The following is a 14,734-nucleotide window of genomic DNA, read 5'->3' as shown; positions in this document are numbered from 1 at the left end:
TCACGCCGGGGTGCCCATGCGGCACCCCGGCGTCGTCGTTTCTCCGTGCCCAGCGACAGCAAGCACGCCTGGCGGCTCGAGCGCGTCTCCCGACCGCCGCGGGACCACCGGAGCGGGCCGTTCCGGATCGGATCCGGATCAGATCCGGATCGCCAGCTTGCCCCGGACATGACCGTCCCTCAGGTACTGGATCGCGGCCGGCACCTCGGCCAGCGGGAAGGTCCGGTCGAGCGCCGGGGCCACCGAGCCGGCCTCGATGAACCCGGTGAGCACCTCCAGGAGGGCCGCGCGCGGGACGGCGGCGACGGCCCGCAACCGGTGGCCGACGAAGGGCGACAGCAGCGGGGCCCGCAGCTGCCGGCCGAAGCCGCCGGTCCAGTCGCCGCCGCGCTCGCCGCCGACGATCGCCAGGGTGCCGCCCGGGGTGAGGGCGCGGCGCAGCCGGGCGATCGGGCGGTTGCCCGCGATGTCGACGATCAGGTCGTAGCGGCGGGTGCCGTCGGCCGGGTCCTCGCGGGTGTAGTCGAGCACCTCGTCGGCCCCGAGCGAGCGGACCAGATCCTCCTTGCCGGTGCTGCACACGCCGGTCACGTGCGCGCCGAGGGCCTTGGCCAGCTGGACCGCGAAGCTGCCCACCCCGCCCGCCGCGCCGAGGATCAGCACCCGCTGCCCCTTCGTCAACCGGCCGCTGTCGCGCAGCGCCTGGAGCGCGGTGCAGGCCGAGACCGGGACGGCGGCAGCCTGTTCGAAGGACAGGTTGGCCGGCTTCGGGGCGATCCGGTCCTCCTTGGCGCAGGCGTACTCGGCGTAGGAGCCGTCGCAGGTGCCGTACACCTCGTCGCCGGGCCGGAAGCGGGTGACCTCGGGGCCGACGGCGACCACCACACCGGCCAGGTCGATGCCGCGGATGCGGACCTTGGGCGCCCGCAGGCCGAAGCCGAGGACCCGGAGCAGGTACGGCTTGCCGGTCGCCAGGTGCCAGACGCCTTGGTCGACGCCGGCCGCGCGGACCTGTATCAGCACCTCGCCGCGGCCGGGCGCCGGCTGCTCGATCTCGTCGAGCCGCAGGACCGAGAGCGGCCCGTAGCCGTCCTGGACGATCGCCTTCATGAGGACTCTCCCTGGATGTCGGGGTACTGGAACACGTCGTCGAGCGGGAGCCCGAACACGTGGGCGATCTGGAAGGCCATCTCCAGCGAGGGCGAGTAGCGGCCCTGCTCGATGGCGATGACGGTCTGCCGGGTCACGCCGATCCGGCGGGCGAGTTCGGCCTGGGTCATCTCGCCGTGGGCGAAGCGCAGGGCCCGGATCGTGTTGGTGACGCGGGTCGGCTTCACCACGGGTGGAAGCCCAGCCGGTAGGAGGCGATCTTCGCGGTGGAGCTGAGCAGCGCCGACAGGACGAACGCCAGGTAGATCGCGTTGGCGATCCAGAACTGGTCCACGTCCGCCATCGCCAGGCAGAGCCCGGTCACGCTGCCGATCACCACGAAGGACTGGCCGATGTACTCCCCGAACCGGTGGATCTCCCGGTCGCGCTGGTCCTTGACGTTCGCCCCCTCGGGCGCGAGCACCGACGCCAGGATGCCGAGCACGATCGACCCGGCGATCGCCAGCCCGACCGACCACAGCAGCGCCGCCACGTACGGCGCCTGCCCCAGCGGCTCCCCCGCCGGCCGGTCGAGGACGGTGGCCAGGTACCCCGCGTACGCCGCGACGGTGACCACCACCATGATCCAGGCGCGTTTCTCCTCGTATGCCACTGCCGCTCCCCATGTAAAGAAAACCAGACACCGAGGAGTGTCAAGCAGCCTGGACCTGGTGTCAAGTTTTCTATACACGACTTCGGGACCGACGGACCCCAACAGGCTGCAACCGGCCTCTTTCTGTGCGAAGTTGGATACTCAGGGTGATAACGTCCGTGCTCGATGCACCTCTTCGAGATCCGCATTCGTCCACGGCCCGCCGCCACCCCCGACGAGGTGGGCGGATGGCGGTGATCACCGGACTGGCCACCCTGACGGCCTACGGGCGGGGGGCCGAGCAGCTGTGGGCGGGGCTGCTGGGCGGCGTCCCGGCCCGCACCCCCGTGACCAGGTTCGACGTCGGCGCCCGGCGGGCCCGGTACGCGGCCACCCTGCCGGGCGACCCCGACCTCACCGACGAGCTGGCCACCCTGGTCGACCAGGCCTGTGGCCAGGCCGGGTTGACGGCCGATCAGCGGGCCGAAACCCCGCTGCTGCTGGCCCGCCAGCCGACCGGCGCCGTGGACCGGGCCACCGCCGGGCTGGCCGCCGCCTGCGGGCTGCTCGGCCTCCAGCGGATCCACACCAACGCCTGCGCCGCGGCCGGTTCGGCGGTCGCCGACGCCGCCGCGCTCATCGCGCTCGGCGAGCACCCCCGGGTGGTGGTGGCGGCGGGCCAGCTGGTCGACGCCACCGGCTTCGCCTCCTTCGACAGCGCCGGAGTGCTGGCCCCGGACGGGATCGCGCGCCCGTTCAGCCTCGGCCGGCAGGGGCCGGTGCTCGGCGACGGCGCCGGCGCCCTGGTCATCGAGGCCCCCACGGAGGCCCGCCGCCGGGGCGCCGCACCACTGGTCCGGCTGGCCGGCTGGGGGCAGGCCGGCGACGCGCACCACGTCGCCCGCCCGCACCCGCAGGGGCTCGGCATCGCCCGGGCCACCGCCGCCGCCCTGCGCCGGGCCGGCCTCGCCCCGGAGGCGATCGGCTACGTCAACGCCCATGCCACCGCCACCCCGCGGTTCGACCCGAGCGAGGCGGCCGGCCTGTACCGGGCCCTCGGCCCGCACGCCCACCGCGTCCCGGTCAGCTCGACCAAGGCCCTGCACGGGCACTGCCTGACCGCCGCCGGCATGGTCGAACTCGCGGTCTGCGCGCTGGCCCTGCGGCACGGCCTGCTGCCGGTCAACGCGGGCCACCTCGGCCCGGATCCGGACTGCCCGCTGGAGCTGGTCCTCGACCGGCCCCGGCCGGCCCGGGTGCGCCATGCGCTCAGCCTGAGCGCCGGGTTCGGCGGCACCTGCACCGCCCTGCTGCTGGAGGCCGTGTGACCGACCGCGGGCACCACCGCCGCTCCGTCGTGCTCTGCGAAGCCCACTGGCCGCCGCCCGGGGCGCCGGCGGCCCGGCCGGAGCAGGGGCGGTTCCTGCACTCCCGCTTCCCGCCGCTGGTCGCGGCCGTCGCCGAGGAGTGCCTGCGGCAGCGGTACGGCGAGCCTCCGGCGCCCCCCGCACGCGGGGAGCGGACGGCGGTGCTGCTCTCCTCGCTGCGCGCCGACGAGCCCACCGCCGCCGCCGTGGCCGAGGCCGTCCGGGCGCGGGCCCAGGTCGCGAAGCCGCTGCTCTTCCAGTCCGCGCCCACGGCCGCGCTCGGACAGCTGGCGGCACGCTGGGGGCTGGCCGGACCGATGCTCTCGATCACCCCGCTCGGCGACCGGCTCCAGGACGGACTCGCGCTGGCCGGACGCCTGTTGGCGCTGGACGAGGCGGCCCAGGTGCTGCTGATCTGCGCCGACCTCGCGGCCGGCCCCGAGGAGGCGGACACCGCCCACGCGTTGCTGCTCGAACCCGGCTCGATCAGCCCATAGTGATGACGCTCCGTCAGTTATTCATCTAGGCTTACATCCTGGGGTCGGGCGACGACGGGGAGGGCTCTCCATGACGGAACGGTCGAAGGCGGCGGCACCGGTCTGGCTGGCCGCGCTGGTGGTGGCGGGGGCGCTGCTGGCCGGGTGCGACCCGGGCGACCCGGCGCCGCCGCCCGAGCAGTCCGGCGCGAGCACCAGCGCCACGGCGTCCGCGCGGATCAGTGCCTCGCCCAGTGCGGCCCCCACCCTCTCGGTGGAGGCCGACTACTTCACGGTCGGGCAGTGCGCGAAGCCGACCACCAACCTGGGCCCGGACGGCAGCAAGGGCATCGCCCTCGCCGCCGCCGACTGCGCGGAGGCGCTGGTGGTCGCCAAGGTGACCGGGCGCAGCGAGCCGCTGCCACCGGTCGGGGCCGACGACAGCTTCGGCTCGATCTGCGCGGACGACACCGACTTCGCCCTGGACCTGATGGACAACCTGTTCCGGACCACCGGCGCCCACACCTCCGGGCAGACCGCGTACGCCTGCCTGCGCTACACCGGCAGCACCCATCCCGGGGATCCGGGCATGGGCGGCGGGCTGCGGATCCTCGAGGGCGACTGCCTCTACACCACCACCGCGAGCGACGGCGGCCGCAAGGCCGACGAGGCGCGCTGCGACGGCACCGGGGACAACCCGCCGGAGTACAAGGTGACCAAGCGCTTCACCAAGGGGCTGGCCGCACGCGGCCAGTCGGACAGCTGCCCGCCGTCGACCGCCGTGGAGTTCGAGCTCAGCCGCACCGGCACGACCTCGCTGCTGCACACGGTGATCTGCGCCGGGCCGCTCTGACCGGCCGTCAGTCCTGCGCCGGGGCGGGCACCTCCGCCGGGCGCTTGAACATCCGGGTGGCGGTGATCTCGCCGTGGACGGCGGGGCCGTCCGGGTCCGGCGCGGCCGGCAGGCCCGGGCGCAGGTGCTCCTCCACCGAGATGTACTTCAGGCCGGCCCGCAGGTCGGCGTCGTTGCGCAGCCGGATGACCAGCGGGAACTCGGCGAGCGCGGTGGTGTCGAACAGCCCGGTGGTGTAGATCAGCTGGACTCCGAGGGCGTCCGCCACGGCCCGCTGGAGCTCCAGCAGGTAGGTGGCGTTGGCGCGGCCGATCGGGTTGTCGAGGAAGAGCGTGCCGGCGTGCCGCAGCTGGGACTGGCCGCGGTCGTTGGCGCGCAGCGCGGCCATCGTGCAGTAGAGCGCGATGGCCGCGGTGAGCAGCTGGCCACCCGAGAACACGTCGGACATCTGGCCGACGCTCACCCGCTCGGCCCGCAGCACCGCGTCCGGCTTGAGGATCTCCACGCCGACGCCCTTGGGGCCGATCGCGGCGGCCACGCCGCGCAGCAGCAGGGACATGCCGTCCCGGCGCAGGTCGCTGTTCTTCTTCACGGCGGCCCTGGTGGCCTCGTCGATCACCTCGCCCAGGCGCTCGGACAGCACGGTCTGGTCCGGGTCCTCGAAGCGGATCCGGAGGAACTCCTGGCCGGACCACTCCCCCAGGCCCTCGGGGAGCCGGGAGAGCCGCTGGGCGGCGCGCAGGGTGGCGAGCGAGGACTCGACCAGGCCGCGCAGGCGGTCGACGATACTGCTGCGGTTGCGCTCCAGCTGGGCCAGCTCGTCCGTGAGCACCCGCAGCCGGGGGGCGAAGGCGGTGGCCCAGGCGGCGGCGTGGTCCGGCAGCGCGGCGGCCGGCAGCTCGCGGATCTGGTGCCGGGCGGGGGTGCGGACGGCCTCGTAGCGGGCCGCGTTGGCGTGCCGGACCAGGGCGTCGGAGGCGTCCCGGACCGCGAGTTCGGCGCCGGTGAGCTCGGTGGCGGCGGTGCGCAGCGAGCGGCGGGTGTCGGTGGCGGCGTTGCGGGCGTCGGCCAGCGCGCCGGGGTAGGGCTCGGCGGGCTGCTCGGGCTCCTCGGTGTGGTCGCGCAGGCCGTCCCGGAGCTGGGCGGCCAGCTCGTCGAAGTCCGTGGTGGCCGACTGCGCGGTCTCCAGGGTGCGCTGCAGGTCGGCGTGCTCGGTACGGGCGACGTCGACCCGCTCGCGGCGCTCGGCCAGCCGGCCGGTGGCGGTGCGCAGCAGCAGCTGGGCGTGCTCGGGGTCGGTGGGGACCAGCTCCTCGGGCAGCTCGGTGTGCGCGTCGCCGTTCACCGGGGCGGAGCGCTCGGCCTCGCCGCGCAGCCGGCCGAGCTGCTCGCTGGCGGTGGCGGACCGGGCCTCGATGGTGGCGACCAGCTCTTCGGCCCGGCTGGCGGCGGCCTGGCGGGCCGGCCCGTCCGCGCCGTCCGGGCTGGCGAGCAGCTCCTCGGCGCGGGTGCGGACCTTGTTGGTGAGCCGGTCGAGCTCGGTGGCGGCCGCGGCCTCGTCCCCCTCGGCGCGGGCCTGTTCGGCCCGCAGGTCGGCGCCCACGCCGACCTTCTCGTACAGCTGGGACGCCGCCCGGTAGGCCTCGCGCAGGGCGGGCAGCGAGGCGGGCGGGCCGGCCGGCTCCGGGGCGTCCTCGGCCAGGCCCGCCAGCTCGGCGCGCTCGGCGCGCAGGGTGCGGGCGGTGCGGCGGGCGTCGTCGGCGGCGCGCTGGGCGGCCCGGCGGTCCTCGTCGCAGGTGCGGGCGCGCTCGGTGCACAGCACCTGGCGGCGCTCGCACTCGGCGGTGTCCTCGGCGAGTTCGCGCTGCCGGCGGGTCCAGTTGGCGCGCTCGCGCAGCCGGAAGGCGAGGCCGGCCAGCGCGTCGGCGGAGCGGCGGGCCTGCTGGGCCGCCTCGCGCAGCTCCTCGTGCCGGGCGGCGGCCGCGGCGTGGTCGGCCTCGGCCTCGGTGTGGTCCGCGCGCAGGGTGGCGAGCTGGGCGGCGGCGGTCTCGGCCTGCTCGCCGGCCGCGCGGGCGGCGTCGGCGAGCTCGGCGAGGGTGCCGGGGGGGCACTGGGTGTGCCAGGAGGCGAGCCGGGCGGCCAGCGCGCGGTCGCCACCGAGCCGGGCAGCCAGCTCGCGGATGTGCTCCTCGCGGGCGGTGGCGCGGGTGCGCAGCTCGCGGCGCTCGTCGTCGGCGGCGCGCTCGTCGTGCATGGCCGGGTTGGGCGGCACCAGGAAGAAGGCCGGTTCGGCCTCGATCGGGGCGATCAGCGCGGCGGCGGTGCCGACGGCCACGGTGGAGCGCGGCAGCAGCGCGGCGGCCTGCAGCGCCTGGCGGGCGCGGTCCAGCGAGGACGGGTCGGTGACCACCACGCCGTCGACCAGCTCGGGGCGGGCGGCCAGGATCGCCTCGTGGTCGGCCGGGTCGACGGACTGGGCGAGGTAGCGCCAGCCGGGCAGCGCGGGGATGCCGTGCTCGCCGAGGTACTCGACGGTGGCCAGCACGTCCGGGCCGGGCGGCAGCAGGCCGCCGTCGCCGAGCGCGGCGAGGATCCGGGAGTCGTCCGCCGCGGCCGTCCGCAGGTCGAACAGGGTGCGCTCGGCGGTGGCGACGGACTGGTCGAGCTGGTCGCGCAGCGCCTCGGCGTTGGTGTCCAGGATCCGGGGGGTGAGGAAGCCCTCCCGCTCCTCGCCGCCCTCCTGGTAGGGGGTCAGCGAGAGCAGCTCGGCGAGCCGGGGCTCGGCGGCGAGCAGGGCGGCGGTGCGCTGCTCGGCGGCCAGCGCCCGCTCGGCGGCGGCCCGGGCGTCGGTGGCGCGGGCCGCGGCGAGCTCGGCCCTGGCCTCGGCGGCGGCGGCCTCGCGGACCCGGGCGGCGGACTGCTCGGCGACGCCCCGGGCCTGCGCCAGGGCGGCGGTGGCGGCCTTCTCCGCGTCGGCGGCGTGCAGGGCGGCGCGGGCCGGATCCGGCTCGTCGGCGGTCGGGTCGATCCAGCCGGCCTCGACGGCGGCCCTGGTCTCCTGCTCGACCTCGGCGAGGCGCTGGCGCAGGTGCTCGGCCTCGCTGCGGGCCTTCTGGGCCGCGGTGGCGGCGGCGGTGGCCTCGGCCTGGGCGGCGGAGCCGTCCTCCTGCAGCTCGCCGGCGCGCAGCTCCTCCTGGTCGGCCCGGGTCTCGGCGGCCAGGGCGGCCGTCTCCAGGGCGCGGGCCAGCGCACCGGCGGCCTGGGCACGGGCGGCGAGCGCGGGGGCGGCGTCCAGCTCGGCCTCCCGGATCGCGACCGCGACCCGGGCCGCCCGGTCGGCGGCGGCGCGCTGGCGGAGCACGGCCTCGGCGGCCTGCCAGGCGGCGTGCAGGGTGCGCGCCTCGGTCAGCTCGCGGCGCAGGCCGGCGGCCTCGCCGGTGGCGGCGGCCAGCCCCAGGGTGGCGTGCCGGTGGGTGAGTTCGGCGGTGATCAGGGAGTGCCGGGTGCGGTCGGCCTCGGCGGCGGTGACGGCGCTCGCCGCGGCGGCCACCTCGATCGCCAGGTCGTGCGCCCGGTCGCGCTCGACGCCGGCCCGGGCGGCCAGCGCCTGGGCGAGCCGGCGGGTGCGGCGCTCGGCGGTGCGGTGGCTCTCCCGGACGCCCTCGCGGGCGGCGGTGGCCTCGACGATCCGCTCCAGCAGCTCGACCGAGCCGGCCGTGAAGTCCCGCTCGGCGGTGAGCTCGGAGCGGCGGCCGAGCTTGGCGGCGAAGCCGTGCACCAGGTCGGCCAGGCCGTCGGTGTCCCGGGTGTCGGTGACCGCGCGCAGCAGCAGGTCGGTGAAGTCGGAGTCGTGCTTGACCGCGAACAGGCCGGCGGCCTCGCCCTCGTCCGCGTTCATCTCGCGCTGGTAGCGGAAGAGTTCGGGGTCGAGGCCGAGCTCGCCGAGGTGCTCGTTCCACCGGTCGTGGATGTCCTCGAAGACCAGGTCCAGGTGCGGGTGGGTCTTGCCGGCCTCGGTGAGCGAGTCGCGGAAGCCCTTCATGGTGCGGCGCCGGCCGCGGGCCTTGCTGTCGGGGCCGAGGCCGGCCCGCTCGGCGACCGGGAGGGAGTCGAGGGTGAGGCCCGGGCCGGGCCGGAAGGAGTACCAGGTCTCGGCGAACTTCCGCGGATCGGAGGAGACCTGGCGGCCGCGCCACTCGCTGACCTTGCCGACCACGATCAGCTCGCCGGTGACGGTGTGCTGCCACTCCAGGGCGACGTGGCCGCAGTCGTCCGCGAGCAGGAACTTGCGCAGCACGCCCGAGCTGGCGCCGCCGAGGGTGTTGCGGTGGCCGGGGAGCATCACCGAGAAGATCAGCTTGAGCAGGACGGACTTGCCGCCGCCGTTCTCCAGGAAGAGCACGCCGGCGGGCGCGGGCCGGCGCTGCGGGCCCTCCGGCTCCTCGCCGAACAGGCCGATCTGCTGCGGCCGGGGCTCGGCCACCGGCTCGCCGACACCGCGCAGGTCGAGCACCGTGTCGGCGTAGCGCGCGCCGGCCGGTCCGATCGAGTACAGGCGGACCCGGTTGAGCTCGTACATGTGCGGCGGTTCTCCAGAGGGCGGGGGCTCGTAGCAGGGGCTGGGAATGCGGGGTGCGGGGTGCGGGGTCGGCGGGGTCGGGGCCTGGGGGGGCGGGGCCGGTCAGAGCGAGTGGAAGGGCAGGCCGGCGTCGGCGACCAGGTCGTCGGAGTGGTCGGGCGGGAGGAGGGTCGGGCTGCCGTCGGTGACCGGGACGACGCCGAGGTCGGTGAGTTCGGCCATCGCGGCGCTGCCGGCCAGGTCGCGGACCTGGAGCTGGTAGCGGGCGGTGGTGCGGTAGGTGCCGCCGGCGTCGTCGGAGGTCTTCTGCAGGAAGCCGGAGTCGACCAGGAAGAGCACCGCCTTGGAGACGATGCCGATGGTGGAGCCGGCCAGGCGGCGGGCGTCCTTGGTGGCGCCGGTGGCCGAGCGGCGGGCCCAGACCCGCCAGGCGGCCTCCAGGCCGGGTGCGTCGCTGGCCGGGTCGGAGTTGGTGCCCTCGGCCTCGGCGCGCTCCTCCAGGCGGCGGCAGGCCTGCCGGACGAACGCGTCCACGCCGTTGACGGTGACCCGGCCGAGGTAGCCCTCGTCCGCGAGGTCCTCGGGGCGGGGGAAGGCGAGGGCGGCGACAGCGAGGTGCGCCAGGCCGTGCAGGAAGCGGTCGGTGGACTCCGAGGCGGCGCGGCGCGAGTAGTCGCCCATCCGGACGGCGAAGACCGAGTCCTCGGCGGCGGCGACGGCCATGCCGGCCCGCGGCGACACCTCCAGGACCACCAGGCCCATGCCGGTGGCCACCGCGTCGGCGAGGCGGGCGAAGCCCGGGTCCTCCCGGTGGCGGCGGACCAGCTCGGCGTACTCGGCGTCACGGGCCGGCAGCAGCTTGGCCTGGAGGCCGAAGGAGACCAGCCGGGCGGCGTCGGCGACGTCGGCGGGGGTGAGGGCGGCCGGGGCGGCCGGGGCGCTCTCGGGGGGCCAGGCCGTGTCGTGCGGCGTCATCACGGGCGGGGCTCCTTGGTGCGGGACTGGCGGGGCTGCTGGGGCACGGGGCTGGGGAGTGCCACCGGAGGACGTCGGACACGGGGGTCTGGCATCAGCCGGCCTCCTTGCGGTCGGCGGCCATGCCGGCGGCGTCGAGGAGGGCGCTGCCGACGATGAGGTCGGCGCCGCCGAATTCGGGGTCGTCGAGGCGGGTGCCGTCGTCGACGGCGAACAGGAGGCGCTCCTCGCCCTGGCGGTAGGCGGTGCCGACCGGCGGGCTGGCGGCGTGGACGGCGAGCAGGGCGACCAGGTACGGGAGGTCAGGGTCCTGGCGGCGGGCGTCGGCGAGCAGGCCGGAGAGCCGGCGGGGGGCGTCCGCCGGGAGGTCGAGGAGCTCGAGGGCCGACTCCAGCTGGGCCTCCGAGAAGCGGCTGTCGTCCGGGGTGGCGACCAGGTCGGGCTCGGGCAGCTCCGCGCCCAGGTGCTCGCGCTCGACCGGCGGGGTGAGCAGCAGCTCGACCAGGTCGCCGACCCGGACCGCGACCGGGGTCCGCAGCCCGGCGCCGTGCGCGAAGAAGGCGTCGGTGGGCCGGGTGGCCCGGGCGACCGGGAGCTCCAGGAGCGGGGCCAGCAGGTGCCCGTACAGGTCGATGCCGCTGCGGGCGCCGGGCGTGGCGAAGGCCTGCCGGTCCTGCTCGGCGCGGAACAGCGGGCCGGCCTCCAGCAGCCGGGTCTGCAGCTGGGTGTGGCGGCGGATGCAGTCCTTGACGATGTCGACCAGCTCGGCGGCGCGGCGCTTGTGCTCCGGCTCCTCGGTCTCGTCGCGGGCCTTGCGGATGTTGGTGAGGATCGCGTTCTCGTGCCGGTAGCGGTCGGCGATGTGGTCGAGCGCCTCGTCGATCAGGTCGGGGACGGTCTCCATCCAGTCGACCGCCCGGACGTTGCGCCGGGTGGCCTCCAGGGCGCGGCGCAGCGTCTCGGCGTACTGCACGGTGCGGTAGCGGGCCTGCTCGGCGGCGAGCTGGGCGTCGGCGAGGCGGCCGCGCCGGATCAGCACCTCCAGCTTCACCTCGGCGGCGATCTGGGCCGAGGTGACGTCGGTGTCGAGCGCGCCGACCAGGACGTTGACCGCCTCGTCGGTGGTGCGCAGGTAGACGCCGCCGTCGGGGCCGGGGACCTCCTCGATCAGCTTGAAGTCGTAGTCCCGCCGGACGTACCCGCCGTCCGGGCCGAAGGTGCCGTAGACGGCCCGGAAGCCGCGGTCGACGCTGCCGACGTTGATCAGTGACTCCAGCACCCAGCGGGCCACCCGCTCGTGCTCGGCGGTGGCCCGGCCCGGATTCTGCGCGGCGATCCGGGGCAGCAGGCGGCCGAGCACTATGTCCCGGTCGGCGCCGGTGTCGAAGTCCATGTTGAGCGTGACCAGGTCGATCGCGGCCAGGCCGACCTCGGCCATGGTGTACGAGCCGTACTCGCCCGCCAGGTTGACCTTGCGGCTGTCGAGGTCGTGCAGCGGCGCGGTGCAGGCCAGGGCCTTGAGCCGGCGGGCCAGCCCCTCGTCGGCGGCGGGCCCGGGCGCGGGCCGGCCGGCTGCGGCGGGCGGCCGGAGCTGCTGGTCGGCGGGCTGGTCTGCGATGGCGGTCACGGTGGACAACATTAGAGGTTCGCACCGACAAGGGCCGAAACGAGCCCTGATGTACCGGTTGGAGTACCGCCGGAGCCGTGTTGAACATGTTCAATTTTACCTCTAGGGTCATCCCTGAGCAGGTCGGGAACCCTTCCGGACCGATCATCGACATGGGGGCGTGCGACATGGCGGACAACCCGGAACGGCTGCGCCGGAGCATCCGGCGCTGGCTGTGGATCTTCATCGTCTGTCTGGTGCTGAGCGGCCTGACCGCCTTCCCGCTGGAGACCGAGACCCGCTGGCTGGCCGGCGCGGTCGGCGGCGGCCCGATCGGCGACCACTTCCCGGCACTGGCCGGCTGGACGGCGCGGGTCCGCGACGGCGTGGCCGACACCAACGCCCGCTACCCCTTCCTCGCCTACGGCACCGACTGGCTGGCCTTCGCCCACCTGGTGATCGCCACCGCCTTCTGGGGCCCGCTGAAGGACCCGGTGCGCAACATCTGGGTGATCAAGTGGGCCGTGCTGGCCTGCGCCGGGGTCATCCCGCTCGCACTGATCTGCGGACCGCTCCGCGACATCCCGCTGTACTGGCGATTCGTCGACATGTCGTTCGGCGTCATCGGCGTGATCCCGCTGCTGATCGTGGTGCGCGGGATCCGCCGGCTGGAGTGGGCACAGGCCGTCCGGAGCCGTCCGGCGGCCCTGGCGGCCTGACGGGCCCCGTGCGCGCCCCGCCCCCGCGGGGCGCGCGCAGCCCGCCGCTGATCCTGCGTCAACGCGGTGCCGCGCAGGCTCTACGATCGGCGCAGGAGCTGCTGGCAGGAGCTGCTGGGAGGCGGGCAGGCGTGGCCGAGATGGTGATCGATCTCAACGCGGACCTCGGTGAGGGGTTCGGGCGGTGGACGCTGACGGACGATGAGGCGCTGCTGTCGGTGGTGACCAGCGCCAACGTGGCGTGCGGCTTTCACGCCGGGGACCCGTCGACCATGCGCCGGGTGTGCGCGCTGGCCGCCGAACGCGGGGTGCGGATCGGGGCCCAGGTCTCCTACCGCGACCTGGCCGGCTTCGGCCGCCGGGCGATGGACGTCCCGCCCGAGGAGCTCGCGGACGAGATCGCGTACCAGATCGGCGCGCTGCAGGTCTTCGCCCGCGCCGCGGGCTCCCGGGTCTCGTACGTGAAACCGCACGGTGCGCTCTACAACCGGGTGGTGCAGGACAGCGAGCAGGCCGAGGCCGTGGTCTCCGGCGTGCTGCGGGCCGGCGCGGTGTGCGACGGCCCGCTGCCGGTGCTCGGACTGCCCGGCTCGCGGCTGCTCGCGGTGGCCGAGGGGGTCGGGCTGCCGGTGGTGACGGAAGCTTTCGCCGACCGCGCCTACACCTGGGCGGGCACCCTCGTCCCGCGGCGCGATCCGGAGGCCGTGGTGCACGACCCGGAGGCGGTGATCGCCCGCGCGGTGAGCATCGCCAGGGACGGCGAGGTGACCGCGGTCGGCGGCGAGCTGGTGGACGTCGCGGCGCGCTCGCTGTGCGTGCACGGGGACACCCCGGGCGCGGCCCAGCTGGCCTGGCGGGTCCGCGGGGCGCTGGCCTCCGCCGGAGTACGGGTCGAGGCCTTCGTCTGATGGCCGACGGGCCGATCGTCCGGCGGGTCGGGGAGGACGCGCTGCTGGTGGAGCTGGACTCGGCCGAGCGGGTCGCCGCGCTGTACACCCTGTTGACGGCCCGACGGGCCGAACTCCCGGCGATCACCGAGATCGTCCCCGCCGCCCGCACCGTCCTGCTGGACGGGGTCGCCGACCGCCGGGCGCTGGCGCGGCTGCTGGCCGGCTGGGCGGTGCCCGAGCACCCGCCCGCCGAGGGCCCGCTGGTGGAGATCCCCACCCGCTACGACGGTGCTGACCTGGCCGAGGTGGCGGCCCGCTGGGGCGTCTCGGCCGAGGCCGCCGTACGGATCCACAGCGCACCCGAGTACCGGGTCGCCTTCTGCGGCTTCGCCCCCGGCTTCGGCTACCTGACCGGCCTCCCGGCGGGGTACGAGGTGCCCCGCCGGGCCACCCCGCGCAGCTCCGTCCCGGCCGGCTCGGTCGCGCTGGCCGGCCCGTACACCGGTGTCTACCCCCGCTCCTCCCCCGGCGGCTGGCAGCTGCTCGGGCGGACCGCCGCCGCGCTCTGGGACCTCGGCCGGGAGCCGGCTGCCCTGCTCGCACCCGGGGTCCGGGTGCGGTTCACCCCGGTGGCCCGGCATGGCTGAGCCGCGCTGGCCGGGCACGGCCGAGCTGGAGGTGGTGCGGCCCGGCCCGCTGACCACCGTCCAGGACCTGGGGCGGCGCGGGGTCGCGCACCTGGGCGTACCGCGCGCCGGGGCGCTCGACGAACCGGCCCTGCGCGCCGTCAACCGCCTGGTGGGCAACCCGGACGGCGCGGCCGCGCTGGAGACCACCCTCGGCGGGGTGGCGCTCCGGGCGCTCGCCCGCTGCGTGGTCGCGGTCGGCGGCGCCCCCGCGCCGGTCACCGTCGACGGCCGGCCGGGCGCCTGGGGCGCGGCCGTAACCCTGCGCCCGGGCGCGGTGGTCGAGGTCGGGCCCGCCACCCACGGCGTGCGCAGCTACCTGGCGGTGGCGGGCGGGTTCGCGGTGCCGGCGGTGCTGGGCAGCCGCTCGGCCGACCTGCTGTCCGGGCTCGGCCCGGCCCCGCTCGCGGCCGGTGACCGCCTGCCGGTGGGCCCGGCGGGCGACGCGCCCCGCGCCGACCTGGTGCCGCTGCCCGCGCCCCCGGGCGAACTGGTGCTGCGGCTGCGGCTCGGCCCGCACGACGACTGGTTCGCCGCCGTGCCGGGCCTGGCCCGCTCGATCTACCGGGTGGCCGCCGCGAGCAACCGGGTGGCGCTGCGCACCGAGGGCCCGCCGCTGGCCCGCGCCCGTGGCGGCGAACTGCCCAGCGCGGGCATGGTGCTGGGCGCCGTACAGGTGCCGCCGGACGGGCAGCCGGTGGTCTTCCTGGCCGACCACCCCACCACCGGCGGCTACCCGGTGGTGGGGGTGGTCCCGCACGCCGATCTGGCCGCCGCGGGGCAGGCCCGACCGGGGACGGTGGTGCGGTTCCTGCCGGTGCGGGACTGACGGGCCAAGGTGC

General features: G+C 76.2%; 13 protein-coding genes. 7 read left to right on the top strand and 6 right to left on the bottom strand.

What is annotated here, in order from left to right; all coding sequences use genetic code 11:
* Positions 1 to 138: 138 nt before the first annotated feature.
* From AB0K43_RS19045 to AB0K43_RS19035, 3 genes are read right to left on the bottom strand one after another with little or no spacing between them, the layout of a single operon-like run.
* Positions 139 to 1,110 (bottom strand): NAD(P)-dependent alcohol dehydrogenase, encoded by a 972-nt coding sequence (locus AB0K43_RS19045; protein WP_363641138.1) that lies wholly within the window; start codon positions 1,108 to 1,110, stop codon positions 139 to 141.
* The gene (locus tag AB0K43_RS19040) at positions 1,107 to 1,310 is read right to left on the bottom strand and encodes a helix-turn-helix transcriptional regulator (RefSeq protein ID WP_363641201.1); all 204 of its coding nucleotides are present in this window, start codon (positions 1,308 to 1,310) and stop codon (positions 1,107 to 1,109) included. The genes AB0K43_RS19045 and AB0K43_RS19040 overlap by 4 nt, the downstream gene beginning before the upstream one ends.
* A gap of 23 nt (positions 1,311 to 1,333) precedes the next feature.
* Complete coding sequence (locus AB0K43_RS19035) at positions 1,334 to 1,762, bottom strand: hypothetical protein (RefSeq protein WP_363641136.1); 429 nt, start codon at positions 1,760 to 1,762, stop codon at positions 1,334 to 1,336.
* A 227-nt stretch (positions 1,763 to 1,989) separates the two neighbouring features.
* On the opposite strand from AB0K43_RS19035, the gene AB0K43_RS19030 reads away from it, so the two are divergent.
* The 3 genes from AB0K43_RS19030 to AB0K43_RS19020 all read left to right on the top strand — a co-directional run bounded on the left by AB0K43_RS19030 (position 1,990) and on the right by AB0K43_RS19020 (position 4,437).
* On the top strand, positions 1,990 to 3,069 hold the full coding sequence (locus AB0K43_RS19030) for a beta-ketoacyl synthase N-terminal-like domain-containing protein (RefSeq protein WP_363641134.1): 1,080 nt from the start codon (positions 1,990 to 1,992) through the stop codon (positions 3,067 to 3,069).
* Entirely contained in the window at positions 3,066 to 3,605 is a 540-nt protein-coding gene (locus AB0K43_RS19025) for a hypothetical protein (protein WP_363641132.1), read from the top strand. The genes AB0K43_RS19030 and AB0K43_RS19025 overlap by 4 nt, the downstream gene beginning before the upstream one ends.
* Positions 3,606 to 3,675: 70 nt before the next feature.
* Complete coding sequence (locus tag AB0K43_RS19020; RefSeq protein ID WP_363641130.1) at positions 3,676 to 4,437, top strand: hypothetical protein; 762 nt, start codon at positions 3,676 to 3,678, stop codon at positions 4,435 to 4,437.
* Between the two features lie 7 nt (positions 4,438 to 4,444).
* Here AB0K43_RS19020 and AB0K43_RS19015 read toward each other — a convergent pair whose 3' ends face one another.
* The 3 genes from AB0K43_RS19015 to AB0K43_RS19005 form a co-directional block, all read right to left on the bottom strand.
* Entirely contained in the window at positions 4,445 to 9,016 is a 4,572-nt protein-coding gene (locus tag AB0K43_RS19015) for a hypothetical protein (protein WP_363641128.1), read from the bottom strand.
* A 102-nt stretch (positions 9,017 to 9,118) separates the two neighbouring features.
* Positions 9,119 to 9,991 (bottom strand): hypothetical protein, encoded by an 873-nt coding sequence (locus AB0K43_RS19010; protein ID WP_363641126.1) that lies wholly within the window; start codon positions 9,989 to 9,991, stop codon positions 9,119 to 9,121.
* 94 nt (positions 9,992 to 10,085) lie between these two features.
* Positions 10,086 to 11,609, bottom strand: coding sequence for a hypothetical protein (locus tag AB0K43_RS19005; RefSeq protein ID WP_363641199.1), 1,524 nt, complete (start codon positions 11,607 to 11,609; stop codon positions 10,086 to 10,088).
* Between the two features lie 176 nt (positions 11,610 to 11,785).
* Between AB0K43_RS19005 and AB0K43_RS19000 the strand changes: the two genes are divergently transcribed.
* The 4 genes from AB0K43_RS19000 to AB0K43_RS18985 all read left to right on the top strand — a co-directional run bounded on the left by AB0K43_RS19000 (position 11,786) and on the right by AB0K43_RS18985 (position 14,721).
* Positions 11,786 to 12,316, top strand: coding sequence for a hypothetical protein (locus AB0K43_RS19000; protein WP_363641124.1), 531 nt, complete (start codon positions 11,786 to 11,788; stop codon positions 12,314 to 12,316).
* Positions 12,317 to 12,456: 140 nt separating this feature from the next.
* Entirely contained in the window at positions 12,457 to 13,224 is a 768-nt protein-coding gene (locus tag AB0K43_RS18995; RefSeq protein ID WP_363641197.1) for a 5-oxoprolinase subunit PxpA, read from the top strand.
* The gene (pxpB, locus tag AB0K43_RS18990; RefSeq protein WP_363641122.1) at positions 13,224 to 13,853 is read left to right on the top strand and encodes a 5-oxoprolinase subunit PxpB; all 630 of its coding nucleotides are present in this window, start codon (positions 13,224 to 13,226) and stop codon (positions 13,851 to 13,853) included. Before AB0K43_RS18995 ends, pxpB begins: the two co-directional genes overlap by 1 nt.
* Positions 13,846 to 14,721, top strand: a complete 876-nt coding sequence (locus AB0K43_RS18985; protein ID WP_363641120.1) for a biotin-dependent carboxyltransferase family protein — start codon at positions 13,846 to 13,848, stop codon at positions 14,719 to 14,721. Before pxpB ends, AB0K43_RS18985 begins: the two co-directional genes overlap by 8 nt.
* The last annotated feature ends 13 nt before the right edge of the window (positions 14,722 to 14,734 follow it).

This window comes from Kitasatospora sp. NPDC049258 (genome assembly GCF_040678895.1).
Lineage (GTDB): Bacteria > Actinomycetota > Actinomycetes > Streptomycetales > Streptomycetaceae > Kitasatospora.
The sequence above is the reverse complement of the archived record's forward strand: the minus strand, read 5'-3'. Positions and strand labels throughout refer to the sequence as shown.